Origin of the sequence: Acinetobacter sp. NEB 394, assembly GCF_013374795.1 — a bacterium.
Classification (GTDB): Bacteria; Pseudomonadota; Gammaproteobacteria; order Pseudomonadales; family Moraxellaceae; genus Acinetobacter; species Acinetobacter johnsonii.
This window is the reverse complement of sequence record NZ_CP055277.1, coordinates 1658021-1671828: the sequence shown is the minus strand read 5'-3', so window position 1 is coordinate 1671828 and position 13808 is coordinate 1658021. Positions and strand designations below refer to the sequence as shown.

Genomic DNA, 13808 nt, shown 5'->3' with positions numbered 1-13808 from the left:
TTGGATCAGACAAGGCCGGTTTAGTTAAGCGTCTACATAGTCCATTTTGAACTGATCAAGCTATGCTTCTGCTGAATATAAAAATTCGTTAGTTTGCTAATTGCTTATCGATATAAGCCGTCATAAGCTGAAATACCTCATCAATGTTCAATTCAGAACTATCAATGATGTAGGCATCAGCTGCTGGTCTGAGTGGAGCAACTTCGCGCTCCATGTCACGTTTATCACGCGCCTCAATATTAGCTAAAATATCGTTTATTTTAGCATCCAGCCCCATACCCTGCAACTGCTTTACTCTGCGTTCAGCACGAGATTGGGCTGAAGCGGTTAAATAAATCTTGGCTTGAGCCTCTGGAAAGATGGTTGTTGCCATATCTCGACCATCTGCAACCAAGCCTGGTGCTTGTGCAAAAGCATGTTGGCGATCGACTAGCGCAGCTCTAAGCTCAGGAATTGTTGCAACTTTTGATGCAAACTCACCAACTCGCTCAGTTCGAATGGTTTGACTAACATCCTCACCATTGAGCAAGACTTGTGTGCCTTGTGCAGAACTTAAAAATTGTATGTCTAAATGTTTAGCAATTTCGACACACTGACTCAGTTCGCTTGACAAAGCATCTAACAAATCCTGTTGATGCAATGACAGGCCCAACAAGCGATATAACGCTCCCGAATCAAGTAAATGAAATTGATAATGAGCTGCTATTTTTGCAGCCAGTGTGCCCTTACCCGAACCACTTGGACCATCAATTGTGATTATTTGAACTGTCATTGCTTACCCAAAGTTTGTTATACAGATTTAGCGAGTTTCGAAAAACCTAGTTTAATCGCAGATTTAAGCTGTGCAAGGATTAATTTACTTACAAAAGGTGCACGTGCCTGTAATTCAATCGTATAAGTCACTAAAGTTTTATTCGAGTCAATCGGCTCAAACTCAATAATACCCAAATGATGTTTGATGAGTGGATTTTTAATAATCTTGTATTCAATACGCTCATTCACATTCATTAATGTAATTTGCTCTTGCAACGGTTTAATTGGACCAAAACCCATACGACGTATAGAACCAAGTCCATCTGGACGTTCTGGATCTGCTGAATCTTTCACTCGCACCACTTGAACTGGTGCAAAAGCGACGTTATAGGTTGAGTGTTTAGAAAGTAAATCAAATACCTGCTCTACGGGTGCATTAAATTCTTTTTTAATCTGAATATTATTCATGGTGGTTCCAACGCCTTATTTGACAATAATTATTGTCATTTCATTTTACATGAAATTATTATTTTACGAATTCATTCATCCCTTTTCTTGTAGACGGGATAGTCGCTTTTGTTCGCGGCGCATTTTAAAAAAGTGACTGAGCTGCTGTGAGCATTGCTCATGTAAACAACCCGACTCAACCAAGAACTGATGATTATAATAGCCCGTTTCAAATAATTTACGTGCACTTATAAGAGAGCCAGCTTTCGGCTCTGTCGCACCAAATACGACTTTTGAAACGCGTGCATGCACCAAAGCGCCCACGCACATAGTACAAGGCTCAAGTGTCACATACATGACCGCATCATCAGGTAAACGATAGTTTTGTGTATTTTGACAAGCATCGCGCAGCGCTTGAACTTCAGCATGCGCGGTAGGGTCATTTAGCGTAATAGGCGCATTAAAGCCCGAACCAATAATTTTATTTTGACTCACAATGACCGCCCCAACAGGGACTTCACCTTTTGACGCTGCAATAGCAGCCTGCTCTAAAGCAAGCTGCATCCATTCACTATCTGTTTTTAAAACATCAGTCATAAAGATTAGATTACATCGTAATGTTTAAGGAGTTCATTCCAGCTTTCAATGCTCGTTGTTGGTGGATTACCAGCGAAAATACCCTTTAAGCTATTACTAGCCCCTTGTTTCCATGCTGGTGACAAGTCTTTATCCACTAAACGCGCACGCACACCCTCAACAAAGTCTGCATGACGAATTTTCCAGTCCGAAATTTGGGTTTCAAGCTCGAATACTTCATTCCAAGAATGAACCTGCTTGCCCCACTGCCATAGCAACCATGTTAATGCAGCAGTTGTTGGTGAGCCTTTTTGTAAGTTCTCACTGGCTTGACGAAGCCAATCGCTACGCGCATCACTTAAACCAACAATAGCATCATAATCATGCTCGAAGTTCACACCACGACATACACTATGAATGACATCCAAAGAGTTCTGTAATGGGCCTGGGCCTACCGGACGATGCATACTGTTTAATGTGTCATCAATGGCTCTAAAATCACCTGCTGGATAATGACTCCAGTCTATATTGATGACTTTCTCAAGTACCGTATTACGCTGCGCATCACAGATATGTGTTGCCCAACCAATACCATATGCACCTGCTGCCGTCATGATTGAACCCGTTAAGCCTGTGAACAAACCAATCGCCCCACGATCCGCTAAGAAACGCGTTGCACCCACATCTGGGTACAAACCAATATTAATTTCAGGCATCGCTAAACGTGAATGCGGCGTCACCAAACGGAATGGCGCTGCCATAAACAGACCTAAACCACCGCCCATAACATAACCTTCACCCCATACCAAGACAGGCTTAGCATAGTTGTGTAGTAACAAATCTAAAGCATATTCTTGCTCAAAGAACTGATTAGCTGTTTCAACTTCATCGTTAATCACCAGTTGACGAAGTTTACGTACATCACCACCCGCACAGAATGCTTTTGGTGTGGTTGAATCCAACCAAATGGCTTTTACTGCGTCATCACTATGAAAATCTTGAAACACTTCAAATAAAGCTGAAACAATCGTTTCATCTAAAGCGTGAAGTGATTTTGGTCTATTCAGACGAACAATGCGCCAACCATTTTTTGCTTCTTCTACAATCAAATCTGGATGGTAGTTTTTAGAAACGGGAGAATATGTCATGCGTCCAGCTGCCAATCTATAGGCTCAATGCCATGTTGTTTAAGATAATTATTGGATTTTGAAAAAACTTTACAACCGAAGAATCCACCACGGTTTGCTGCCAAAGGTGACGGATGTGCCGCCTTTAACACCAAATGCTTTTCTTGATCAATCCGTTGTCCTTTTCGCTGCGCATATGCTCCCCAAAGAATAAAAACAATATGCTCGCGCTGTTCATTTAAAACATCAATCACATGATCAGTAAAGTCTTCCCAACCTTGTTTTTGATGAGATGTTGGTTGACCAGCTTCAACGGTTAATACACTGTTCAACAGCAAAACGCCTTGCTGCGCCCACCGAGTTAAATCCCCATGTTTAGGAATATCAATTCCTAAATCTTTATTTAACTCATGGAAAATATTACGTAAAGATGGTGGTAAAGCAAGCCCCTTTTGCACAGAGAAACTGAGCCCATGTGCTTGATTCGGCCCATGATATGGGTCTTGTCCGAGTATTACCACTTTTACATTCGCCAAAGGCGTCGTATTAAATGCATTAAAAATCAGCGCATTTGGCGGATAAATCACTTTATTCGCTTTTATTTCTTTAACAAGAAACTGCTTTAACGCATCCATCTTAGTACTAAGCAAAAAGTCACTTAATCCATGTTTCCAACTGGCATCCAGCTGAATTTTATCAAGCTTGGTTTGCTGTTGTTCTGTTAAAGACATACTTGCGCCTTATTCCCTTACTGTATATTCCGTGACAAATTTCACAGTTTGACTTGCAATTCTACATTCGGATTGTGAAATTGGATACCTTCTTTTAATTTGGTATACATTTCAGTGTCCGCCCATTCCGCTTGGATTTGTTCTGAAAACTCGATCTGGCTTAAATCTAAAAGCCCCATCTGTGTATTTTCAATATCTTCAATAAAACTCTGCGCATAGCCCGTATCAGTCTCATGCACAATCACCGAGTACACCTCCACATCGCCTTCACCGTTTTGAGTCACGGTCGACGCAAGTACTTGCTGTGCAAGATAAAAGAAAATACGAGAAAATTGTTCAGCCGATGGCGAAACAGGCAGCGACACCCAGCGTGCACTAAATGTTTTACATGCTTGGATATATTCTGGATCATCGTTTTGCCAAAAACAAATCGCATGATCAAAAGAGTCATAAAGGTCTTTAATCACCCCTTTCAGCAAACCAAAGTCATAAACCATTTGACCATGATCTAATTTCGATGCTTTGAGGAGTAATTCAACTTTATAACTATGACCATGAATGGAGCGTTTACAACGATCTGATGTACAGTTGCGTACAATATGGGCATTTTCAAACTTAAATAACTTACGAATTAACATATGCCGTAATGCAATCAAACTTTCTGAGAATTGACTTTAATTATAAAGCAAAAGTTAACCTATGCTCATTTATTTTATTGTTCAATCCAATTGGTAAATCATATCAGTCTTATATTTACCCTTTAAAACGGTGACATGCTCCGATAAGCCACATATACCGCTTGATCTTTTCGCACCAAATCACTACTAAACTGACGCTTACGCTCATTCAGCAATACTTCAATTCTGGCTTTAAAATAGTTCGATTGAACTCCGAGAAAATCATTAACAGCAGCCCGCTGAGCCTCGTCTACTTGTTTAAATGGATCAACCTCCCACAGTTCATTAACATTGGAAAAATGCTCCAAATTGGCCTGTCTTTGCTTTTGTAAATTTTGAATAGCAGATACATCCAGCTTAGGATCAATGCTAGCCAACACCAGCGCAGGTGCAGTATTTATATTCACCTTTAATTCATTGCTCGGCAAAGCACTCACATAAGGTGCAATCAGTTGATAGTTGCGCCCCTCAAAACCTCGTACCAATTTCAACTGTTCAACATTATAAAAAGTACGATTTGGCGCCAAGTAACCCTGAGCTAAACTTTGATAATAAGCAGATTCAGCACCCATCGGCCCACTGACTTCATCATCTTCATCTTGCCAATCAATCACTGCTTCTGAAAGCTGTGCAGGCAATCCAACACGTACCAACAGCTTTTCAAACCAAAGTTTTGCAGCCTCATTCGGCTTTTTATCCGACTTAACTAAAGCATTTAAATTAAATTTTCCTGACTCATCTTCTAAACGCCCAGAAAAAAAACCATCTTCCACTGGAAAAGCAGGCATGGGCTTCGCCCAGGTTTCTTGTAGATGATCGACTTCTGCTGCATTTTGAGCATCATCCACCAACAACTCAGAAAAAAAAGCTTCTGCACTTTTTGCGTATAACAGAGCTTGGTTTTGTCGCATTAAATAAGCCGTACTCTCTGCGGTATTGCGCTGATGTTTCGCAATCGTAGCCGCAAGGATAGTTGCTAAAGCCACCATCACCAAAATGGTGATCAATGCAATGCCATACTGAGAGCGCTTCAAAACATCCACCTATTTACAAAGAATACATTTAAGGAAAAATGGTTTTGCATAGAGTCCGTGAGTTTCATATCCTGCAACTTAATTTTTTTGTTTTAAAAAGTCTGTATTTAATAAACTAAACACCCATTCATAACTCACTTCATTGACAGTGAGGTTTATTTTTAACCCGCGCGGTAGTATTTTTGCCTGAGTCACATCATTTTCACTCAATGCCACCTCAGGCCATTGTGCCATTTCATTGGGATTGAGTAGCATAATTTGAAATTGATCAACTGAATCAAGTAGAACACTGGTTTCAGGTTGATCATTACCTGTTTGATTTAAATTTTTATATTTATAACGGTACAGTTTTTTTTCATCTGCTTTATAAATATATTCAACTCGCTCTTCAGGCGGTATGCCTTGCATTAAAGGATCAGTCACGCCAGTTTTACTAAAGGTCAACTGACCATTTTGCAACATGACTGCGGGTTGAACCTGCCCCGCAACATTGGCAGTAATTGGTACAATTTGCACCGTGTCACGTAATACTTGTTGATATGCTTCTTGTAGCTGACCTAAGCGCTGTTCATGTTGGGTATTACGCTCTTTAATCTTGATCAGATAATCAAAAACCTTCCAACCCAAAGCTGAAAGCACAGCAAAAATCGCGATTGCCACCAATAACTCAACCAAAGTAAAGCCTGAGCGTTTTGTCATGGTTGGCTTCTATCACGATGGTTAAAAAAAACTAAACTCGTAACACCCGAATCTACTTTTCCAGTTTCAGGATTCACCACGCTCACCTGTACATTGACGCGTTGCACATTAGCACTAATCGTTGCTTGCGCTGATTTATCAATTTGCCAAGTTTCACCTTGTTGGGTGATTTGTTTAGAGGCCGTGCCTTGTAGCCAATCACGATTGATTTCCATCATCGAAATTTCATTCAAGGCAACAAATTGTGCCTTGGTACGCAAGATGGCATGGGCTGTAGACTGAGTATATTGCATACCCACTTTGGTTAAAGCGACCGCTGCCGTAGCAAAAATAGCCAGAGCTACCATCACTTCCAGCAATGTAAATCCTGAGCAAGGATTAATGAAATAATATTTCATCCGAGCGCAAGCCGGCAGACTATTCTTTAAATCTTTAGCTCGCATTTATTTTACCCAAATGATCAATTTCAATTTCTGCACCCACGGGCTCATTGGCATAATAAAATTGAATACGAACAGGTTTGGCTTCACCATTCCCTAACCAAATCAGTTTTGGTGCATTCTCTTGGGTTAAATCATCGTTTCGGGCTTGGGAAACATCATAGTCTAAAGATTGCACAGCAAAAGAAACATTTTTGGCTAACACTTGCTGCGGGAACTCATTATATTTTTGCCATTTTTGATGATTCAGCATTGTATTATTTTGTTGTTCTGTTGGTATGGTGAATTGAGGGTTTTTATATTCAACAACAGTATAAGAAAAATCAGCCACATCGGTCGCAGGATGAACCTCTAGTGCCAAAACACGTGCTTGGTCATTTGCCTCACGTGCAATTTTCTGTACATCCATGATAAAAAAATCACGGGCTTGCGCTGCTTTACGTTGATCGACCCCATTGATATTCAACATCACCAATGATGCCATAATGGCCATAATAACAATAACCACCATCAATTCAACCAGTGTAAATCCTTGAATCCTTGAAGGTGGTTTCTGTTTCATACATCCTATCCGCTAAGCAAGATATCCTGCTGCGCCCGTTTGTTTAGGCATCGCCAGAGCTTGGTCAATGTAGGCCACGCGCAAAGTATCACGCGAACCCAAATACCGTTGATAAAAACTAGAGTTCAAAATCGCAGCTGCACCATGCGTTAAAGACCAAATCGATGCCAAATAATCACGAACTGTCATTTGACTCTCTATCGACTCCAAATACCGCTCAGTCATACGAATAATTAAACGTAGACGTTGCTTTCGAATTTGATAAAGTTCAGTAAATAAATGATAGATTCCAACACCCGTGGTCGATAATCGCTCTTCTATTTGATGAAACAACACCGTACGTTCAGGATGATGCAAATGATGTAACATAAAAAAAGCAAGATGTTCAGGGAACTGTTTATCTGTATCTTTAATCATTTCAAGCAACATTTGCTCATTACGAATAATGAGCAACATATAGAGTTCATCTTTACTTTGAAAATGTTTATAAAGCGTACCTTTTGCTAGATCTAATTCCGCAGCCAATGCATCAAGGGTCATCCCTGCTTCGCCATTTTCTAAAAGCAACTGTTCAGCCACTTGGAAAATTAACGCTTCTCTTGCTCGAAACTGAGCCTGACGATCCATTTTCACCCTAGTACTCTCTTATACACTTTTATCGTTGCAATTTATTTACTTCATGTTGAGAAGGTTTTCAAAGTTCTGTGTTGTGATGAACGCCATCTCTTCTAAGGACTTATCATATACATCTGCCAAGGCTTTGGCTACATAAGGTACGTACTTTGGCTCATTAGACTTTCCTCTATATGGCATCGGTGCTAAATAAGGACTATCCGTCTCAATTAATAAGCGATCTAAAGGAACTTGCTTCGCCACATCACGCAGGTCTTGCGCATTTTTAAAAGATACAATCCCTGAAAATGACACATAGTAACCACAGTCTAAGACAGCTTTAGCCGTTTCCCAGTCTTCTGTAAAACAATGCAAAATTCCATGGGTCGATTTTTCGGCACGGATAATATCAACAGTATCGTGCTTGGCAGAACGGGTATGTACAACAACTGGTTTTTTTAAGGCTTGTGAAGCATGAATATGTCGTGCAAAACAGTCTTTTTGCTCAGCGATGAAATCTGTACTATGAAAATAATCGAGCCCAGTCTCACCAATTGCCCAAACTTTTTCAGGCTGTGCCAACTCAATTAAATAGTCTGTGGTCGCGCGGGCCATGGTTTCAGTATCTTCACAAGGATGCACCCCGACGCTATAGCCCACATCGCCATGCCGTGCCGCAATTTTTGCTAGCTCAATATGATCATCAAGATCAACCGAGATGCTCATAAAGCGATGAACGCCCGCTGCACGTGCTTGCGCTAATGCTAAATCCAAATCCCCATCATAAGGGGTTAAATCTAGCATGGTTAAATGGCAGTGTGTATCTACAAACACAGGCGTTTCCTACTTCATGTACTTAATTACATAGTGTAACTAGTTCGCCCTTCAGACTTAAGACCTACAAGCAACTTTTCCGCTTCTGATTTGTAATAAACCCCTTTCTCCCCAGAAAGTTGAATACCAAATCCTTGGAGTTTGATTCCATTTTGCTTTTGCGAGATCCAAATCACTTTACCTGTGAGAGGAATTTTCTGTGCTTGCTCTGGCAATGTTGCCAAAACAAAGACCTCCTCTCCCATTTTTACAGGTTGTTTGGATGGAATAAATAAACCTCCACCAACCACAAAAGGCATATAGCTTGCATATAATGTTGCTTTATCTGGAATATTGGCTTGAATGATTCCGCCCATACGTGGTTGCATAAAATTCCCCTGTTTTAAACATCCATCAACCGAATACACAATTGGTCGAGCACTAAATTAGTTTGTACGTTTTGTTCAATATATTGTTTTGACTGTTGCAACTCGGTATAAATTGAAAACAAAGTTTCAAGTGAATACCGTTCTGCCAGCACACTAAAATCCAAATCAGTGTTTTTTAATTGCTGATTTAGCTTGACACAAATCAAATCTGACAACAAGTACTCAAACATTTGACTAAAATCACTAAATGTCAGCGCTTTATTCCACTTGGTCGCAATTGCCATCGGCATATTTTTATCCATCACCAACTTTTGCCAATCTTTTAAAAATTCAGCACGTTGAGGAATCCATTCACTCTCGGACAATGTAATTGCCTGCAACGGCATATGATTGGACAAGTTCATCAACAAATGTTGCTGTGCCAAATCGCTATGGGACAAATGCTGATTTAAAAATTGCTCTGCTTGCTGTTCATTTATGCGATCCAAAGCAAAATGTTGCAAACGACTGCGAATGGTTGCAGGCAGTTTTAAATAATGATCTGCCAATAAAATGATAACAACACGATCACCTGGTTCTTCAAGCGTTTTCAATAAAGCATTGGCTGAAGCTGTATTTAAAGCTTCGGCTGGTTCAATAATGATGACGCGCCAACCGTCTACCGTTTGCTGTACAAAAGGCAGCAGATCACGAATTTTCTCAATTTTGATCTTAGCATTTTGTTTCTTATTGTCTTCATCGGTAGTGATGTGCACATAATTGGGGTGTGTATCCGCCTTTAACCACTGACAACTTCCACACTCCCCACAGGCCAAATGATTTGGCTGCCGCTTCGCACATAAGACCCAAGCAAGAAACTGCTCAGCAAAAATCTCTTTACCACAACCTTTTTTGCCATAAAACAATAAGCCATGACCAATATTGGGAAATCGCGTGGTTAAAGTTTCCCAAACATTTTGATGCCACGGATAAATCTGCTCAGGCAGCGTTTGCTTCATGTATACGACCTAAGTTCTATTATACAAAATGAGCCACATCCATGGCATTTAAACGATCTAAATCTTCTTGTGTATCCACACCCGGTGGTAAGTTTGCTTCAGCGATATCAATGGCAATACGATGTCCATTTTCCAAAACACGCAGTTGCTCTAAGCTTTCGAGCTTTTCAAGTGTACCCATATCCCATGTCACATACTCTTGGAGCAATTTCACGCGGTAAGCATACAAGCCCAAATGACGGAAGGCTTGGTTATGCAACGTTTGTTGCACTTGCTTTGCAGCATCACGGTCATATGGAATAGTGGCACGACTAAAGTAAAGTGCTTGTTTGTACTTCGACATCACTACTTTAACAATACTGTCACGTTTAAATTCATCTAAATGCTGAATTGGTTCACACAAGGTCGACATTGAACAATCGGTTTGTGACTCTAAAAGTTGCGCGACTTGCTTGACCAAAGCTGCTGGCAATAAAGGCTCATCACCTTGAACATTGACAATGATATCTTCACTGGCCCAGCCCTTAATTTTTGCCACTTCACTTAGGCGGTCTGTTCCCGAAGGATGATCGGCTGAGGTCAACACCACATCCACCCCTTCAGCCATGCAAAGGTCATAAATTCGCCGATCATCCGTTGCGACGCAAAGATCATCAAAACCTTCCACTTTCTTCGCCTGATCAACGACCCGTAAAATCATTTCACGGCCATGAATTTTAAGGAGTGGTTTTCCAGATAAACGTGTGCTTGCAAAACGCGCAGGAATAACAATATGCTTCATAAAAGACCTTAAGAAATTTCAATACCTACAGCGGCGAGCTGTTGATGTAAGGTGTCATAACACGCCGTCGATAACACTGCATCGACAGGAACAACCCAAATATCGCGGGAAAAACTAGGATTTTGTTTGAGCAGCGCTAAAATTTTCACTGCATCTTTTTCAGTGGTAATAATGGGATTGGTATCGTCAAAAACCAAATCCTCTAACTCATATTCATAATGATCGGCAAACTCATGACACTGGAACTGCTGCACTCCCATACGCTCTAAAGTACGATAAAAGCGTTGCGGAAAACCTATCCCCACGACCGCATAAAAATCATCTTGCGGATTGAATGCTTTCGCTTCAGTACTGTTCAACAAATAAGGCTCTGCAACTTCTAAGTGCATGTGCATAGTACGAGTAGGATGATCTGCATGTTCGATCACTATGCCTTGATCCAACCTAGACTTTGGCTCTCGTAAATAACCTTCGGGCAATAACTTTTCATTGCCTAGTCCACGATTATTATCTAGAACAATCCATTCAATTTGGCGATTCAATGCCCAATGTTGCAGCCCATCATCACTAATAATCAAATCAATGGGATAGTGAGATAAAAGCAGCTCAATACTTTCTTGGCGATTTGGACCCACTGCCATCGGTACATCAGTGGATTGCACGATGAGAGTTGGCTCATCACCTACATTTTCAGGCAATGAGTTGAGATCCACCATAGTCGGAAATGGGCCTTTGGCACCATAACCACGACTGATCACACCCACTCGAATATTCTTACTTTGCAGATAACTCACCAAGTGAATGAGCAAAGGGGTTTTACCACTCCCACCCACGGTAATATTACCAATCACCATGACAGGTATAGGAGCCGTATAGGCTTTTTTAATATTACACCGATACAACTTACGGTTTAGAAGAAAACCGCCTCTATATAACCAAGACAGTGGACGAAGCACAATTAACCACTTTGCCTGTGAGTTCCAAGCATCCTGAATAAACTGTGCACCTGACATGACTTAGTTTTCCTCAAAATTACGCTGATGTAGCTGATAGTAAGCACCCTGCTTAGCAATAAGTTCAGCGTGTGTACCTTGCTCTACTATACGCCCTTTATCCATCACCACAATACGGTCTGCATTCTCAATAGTGGATAAACGATGCGCAATGACAATCGTGGTCCGATCTCGCATTGCAGCATCGAAAGCACGCTGGATAAAGTACTCTGATTCATTATCAAGCGCGCTGGTAGCTTCATCTAATATCAGCACAGGCGCATTTTTCAAAATCGCACGAGCAATGGCTATACGTTGACGTTGACCACCCGATAAATTAAGGCCTTGTGCCCCCAACTTGGTGTTGTAGCCTTGTGGTAAAGCCATAATAAAGTCATGTGCATAAGCTGCCTTTGCTGCTGCAATTACCTCTTCATCAGAGGCATTTTCAAGCTGCCCATAGGCAATATTGTCACGTACAGTGCGGTTAAATAAAACCACTTGTTGATTGACCATTGCCACTTGGGTACGCAGGCTATTGATTTCAATATCGTGAATATCGATCCCATCAAAGAGGATTTGGCCCGAGGTCGTATCTTGAAAACGCACTAGTAAATTTACTAGAGACGTTTTACCAGCACCAGAACGCCCTACTAAAGCAATCGTCTCACCTTCTTTGACACTTAAATTAAAATCATACAGCGCTTGATAACCATCCACATAAACTAAGTTCACATCTTTAAAGTCGATATTACCTTTCAGTACTGGAGTTAAAGTCCCAGTATTTTTTTCTTCAGGCAAATCTAAAAGTTCAAAGACTGAATGCGCTGCGGCCATACCTCGCTGAATCTTTTCATTCACATCAGTCAACGCCTTAATTGGCTTACTCAACATACCCGCTGCAGTAATGTAAGCGACAAATTGACCTGCGCTCGTATCCTGTAAAATCTCTGGGCGTAGTGCGATCCACATGACAATGCTCAAAGCAATGGACATGATCAACTGTACAATTGGGCTGTTTAGCTGTTGTACAACCACCATTTTCAGGCCGCGACGTAAGTTTTCTAAAGAGGTATCTCTAAAGCGTTGTTGCTCATAAGCCTGTCCACCGAAGCCTTTCACCACCAAGTGACCATTGACCGTCTCTTGTACCACGTGGTTGACATCCCCCATGGTATCTTGAACTTGAATAGAAAGCTTACGCATACGCTTTGCTGCTTTACGGATAAGTAAGCCAATCAACGGCGCAAAAATCAAAATACATAAAGTCAAACGCCAGTTGCTATAAATCAGGTAACCCAGCAATGCAATGGTGATTAGGCCTTGTTGAACAATAGTTTTTAATGATTCTGAAGATGCAGCAGTAAGCTGCTCCACATTAAACATAATCTTCGCAGTGATATGACCACTGTTATTGTCCAGATAATACTGCGAAGGAAGACGTAATAATTTAGCAAAGACTTCTTGGCGAATATTAAAAACCAAGTTTCTTGAAATAACCGCGGTAAAATAACCTCCCATGAACAAACCCAGGCCACGGAAAAACATCACAACAACAACTAAAATTGGGAACAAGGTTGTAAAGCCTTGATCACGATGTTGAATTGCTTCAATAATTTTTTCAAGTAATTTAGCAACAGAAACTTCTGTCGCCGCATTAATAGCAAAACCAACCACCACAAGAATCGCTACGCCCCAATACGGTTTTAAATAGCTCAGTAGACGTAGATAAACTTTTAAATCGTGTTTCACTAATAACCTCGAGAAGGCACTTTGGTACTAATATTGATATTTACAAATCCCAACTGACCGGCCACATCCATCACACGGATAACATCCTGATGGGTTGCTTTTGCATCCGCTGCAATCACAAACATTAGATCACGACGGTCATTGGAAATCTGTTTAATTGCGGTATTTAATTCTGAAACATCTTTCGATGCAATCGACTGACCATTGATTGAATAGTGTCCTGTGGAATCAACAACAACTTCAATTTTATGATCAAATGTCTTGGGCGGAACTCCCTGCGCATCGGGCAAGGTTAAATTCATACGGCTAAATTGATTAAATGTTGTGGTCAGCAATAAAAACACCAAAATAAACAATAAGCAATCAATCATTGGTGTGAGGTTAATATGAACATCTTCAACTTGTGAACGTTTGAATTTCATACT

The 13808-nt window shown here is 40.8% G+C and carries 18 protein-coding genes; all 18 read right to left on the bottom strand.

Translation table 11 applies throughout. The features are described 5' to 3' along the window. Positions 1-88 precede the first annotated feature (88 nt). Positions 89-772 (bottom strand): (d)CMP kinase, encoded by a 684-nt coding sequence (gene cmk / locus HUK62_RS07955; protein WP_176537565.1) that lies wholly within the window; start codon positions 770-772, stop codon positions 89-91. A gap of 17 nt (positions 773-789) precedes the next feature. Next, positions 790-1221, bottom strand: coding sequence for an SRPBCC family protein (locus HUK62_RS07950; protein ID WP_176537564.1), 432 nt, complete (start codon positions 1219-1221; stop codon positions 790-792). Positions 1222-1296: 75 nt separating this feature from the next. Continuing rightward, positions 1297-1797, bottom strand: a complete 501-nt coding sequence (gene tadA / locus HUK62_RS07945) for a tRNA adenosine(34) deaminase TadA (protein WP_004984825.1) — start codon at positions 1795-1797, stop codon at positions 1297-1299. 5 nt (positions 1798-1802) lie between these two features. After that, positions 1803-2924 carry an enoyl-CoA hydratase/isomerase family protein gene (locus tag HUK62_RS07940; RefSeq protein WP_058951874.1) on the bottom strand — a complete coding sequence of 374 codons (1122 nt, stop codon included), beginning with the start codon at positions 2922-2924 and terminating at the stop codon, positions 1803-1805. Further along, positions 2921-3634, bottom strand: a complete 714-nt coding sequence (ung, locus tag HUK62_RS07935; protein ID WP_176537563.1) for a uracil-DNA glycosylase — start codon at positions 3632-3634, stop codon at positions 2921-2923. The genes HUK62_RS07940 and ung overlap by 4 nt, the downstream gene beginning before the upstream one ends. Positions 3635-3675: 41 nt before the next feature. Then, positions 3676-4272 carry a 6-carboxytetrahydropterin synthase gene (locus HUK62_RS07930; RefSeq protein WP_004696854.1) on the bottom strand — a complete coding sequence of 199 codons (597 nt, stop codon included), beginning with the start codon at positions 4270-4272 and terminating at the stop codon, positions 3676-3678. Between the two features lie 122 nt (positions 4273-4394). Beyond that, positions 4395-5345 (bottom strand): type II secretion system minor pseudopilin GspK, encoded by a 951-nt coding sequence (gene gspK / locus HUK62_RS07925; protein ID WP_176537562.1) that lies wholly within the window; start codon positions 5343-5345, stop codon positions 4395-4397. 78 nt (positions 5346-5423) lie between these two features. Next, the gene (gene gspJ / locus HUK62_RS07920) at positions 5424-6044 is read right to left on the bottom strand and encodes a type II secretion system minor pseudopilin GspJ (RefSeq protein ID WP_004984837.1); all 621 of its coding nucleotides are present in this window, start codon (positions 6042-6044) and stop codon (positions 5424-5426) included. Further along, positions 6041-6442 carry a type II secretion system minor pseudopilin GspI gene (gene gspI / locus HUK62_RS07915; RefSeq protein WP_176537561.1) on the bottom strand — a complete coding sequence of 134 codons (402 nt, stop codon included), beginning with the start codon at positions 6440-6442 and terminating at the stop codon, positions 6041-6043. The genes gspJ and gspI overlap by 4 nt, the downstream gene beginning before the upstream one ends. A gap of 34 nt (positions 6443-6476) precedes the next feature. Beyond that, positions 6477-7046: a type II secretion system protein gene (locus HUK62_RS07910; protein WP_176537560.1), complete on the bottom strand. Its 570-nt coding sequence runs from the start codon at positions 7044-7046 to the stop codon at positions 6477-6479. A gap of 12 nt (positions 7047-7058) precedes the next feature. Continuing rightward, entirely contained in the window at positions 7059-7673 is a 615-nt protein-coding gene (locus HUK62_RS07905; protein ID WP_004696845.1) for a TetR/AcrR family transcriptional regulator, read from the bottom strand. A 45-nt stretch (positions 7674-7718) separates the two neighbouring features. Continuing rightward, positions 7719-8492, bottom strand: a complete 774-nt coding sequence (locus HUK62_RS07900; RefSeq protein ID WP_176537559.1) for a TatD family hydrolase — start codon at positions 8490-8492, stop codon at positions 7719-7721. Positions 8493-8518: 26 nt separating this feature from the next. Further along, positions 8519-8860, bottom strand: coding sequence for a PilZ domain-containing protein (locus tag HUK62_RS07895; RefSeq protein ID WP_176537558.1), 342 nt, complete (start codon positions 8858-8860; stop codon positions 8519-8521). A 14-nt stretch (positions 8861-8874) separates the two neighbouring features. Continuing rightward, complete coding sequence (locus HUK62_RS07890) at positions 8875-9858, bottom strand: DNA polymerase III subunit delta' C-terminal domain-containing protein (RefSeq protein WP_176537557.1); 984 nt, start codon at positions 9856-9858, stop codon at positions 8875-8877. Between the two features lie 19 nt (positions 9859-9877). After that, the gene (kdsB, locus tag HUK62_RS07885; RefSeq protein ID WP_176537556.1) at positions 9878-10639 is read right to left on the bottom strand and encodes a 3-deoxy-manno-octulosonate cytidylyltransferase; all 762 of its coding nucleotides are present in this window, start codon (positions 10637-10639) and stop codon (positions 9878-9880) included. A gap of 8 nt (positions 10640-10647) precedes the next feature. Beyond that, positions 10648-11652, bottom strand: a complete 1005-nt coding sequence (gene lpxK, locus HUK62_RS07880) for a tetraacyldisaccharide 4'-kinase (protein ID WP_176537555.1) — start codon at positions 11650-11652, stop codon at positions 10648-10650. Between the two features lie 3 nt (positions 11653-11655). Continuing rightward, complete coding sequence (gene msbA / locus HUK62_RS07875; protein ID WP_176537554.1) at positions 11656-13383, bottom strand: lipid A export permease/ATP-binding protein MsbA; 1728 nt, start codon at positions 13381-13383, stop codon at positions 11656-11658. After that, entirely contained in the window at positions 13383-13805 is a 423-nt protein-coding gene (locus tag HUK62_RS07870) for a biopolymer transporter ExbD (protein ID WP_004696832.1), read from the bottom strand. Before HUK62_RS07870 ends, msbA begins: the two co-directional genes overlap by 1 nt. Between the last annotated feature and the right edge of the window lie 3 nt (positions 13806-13808).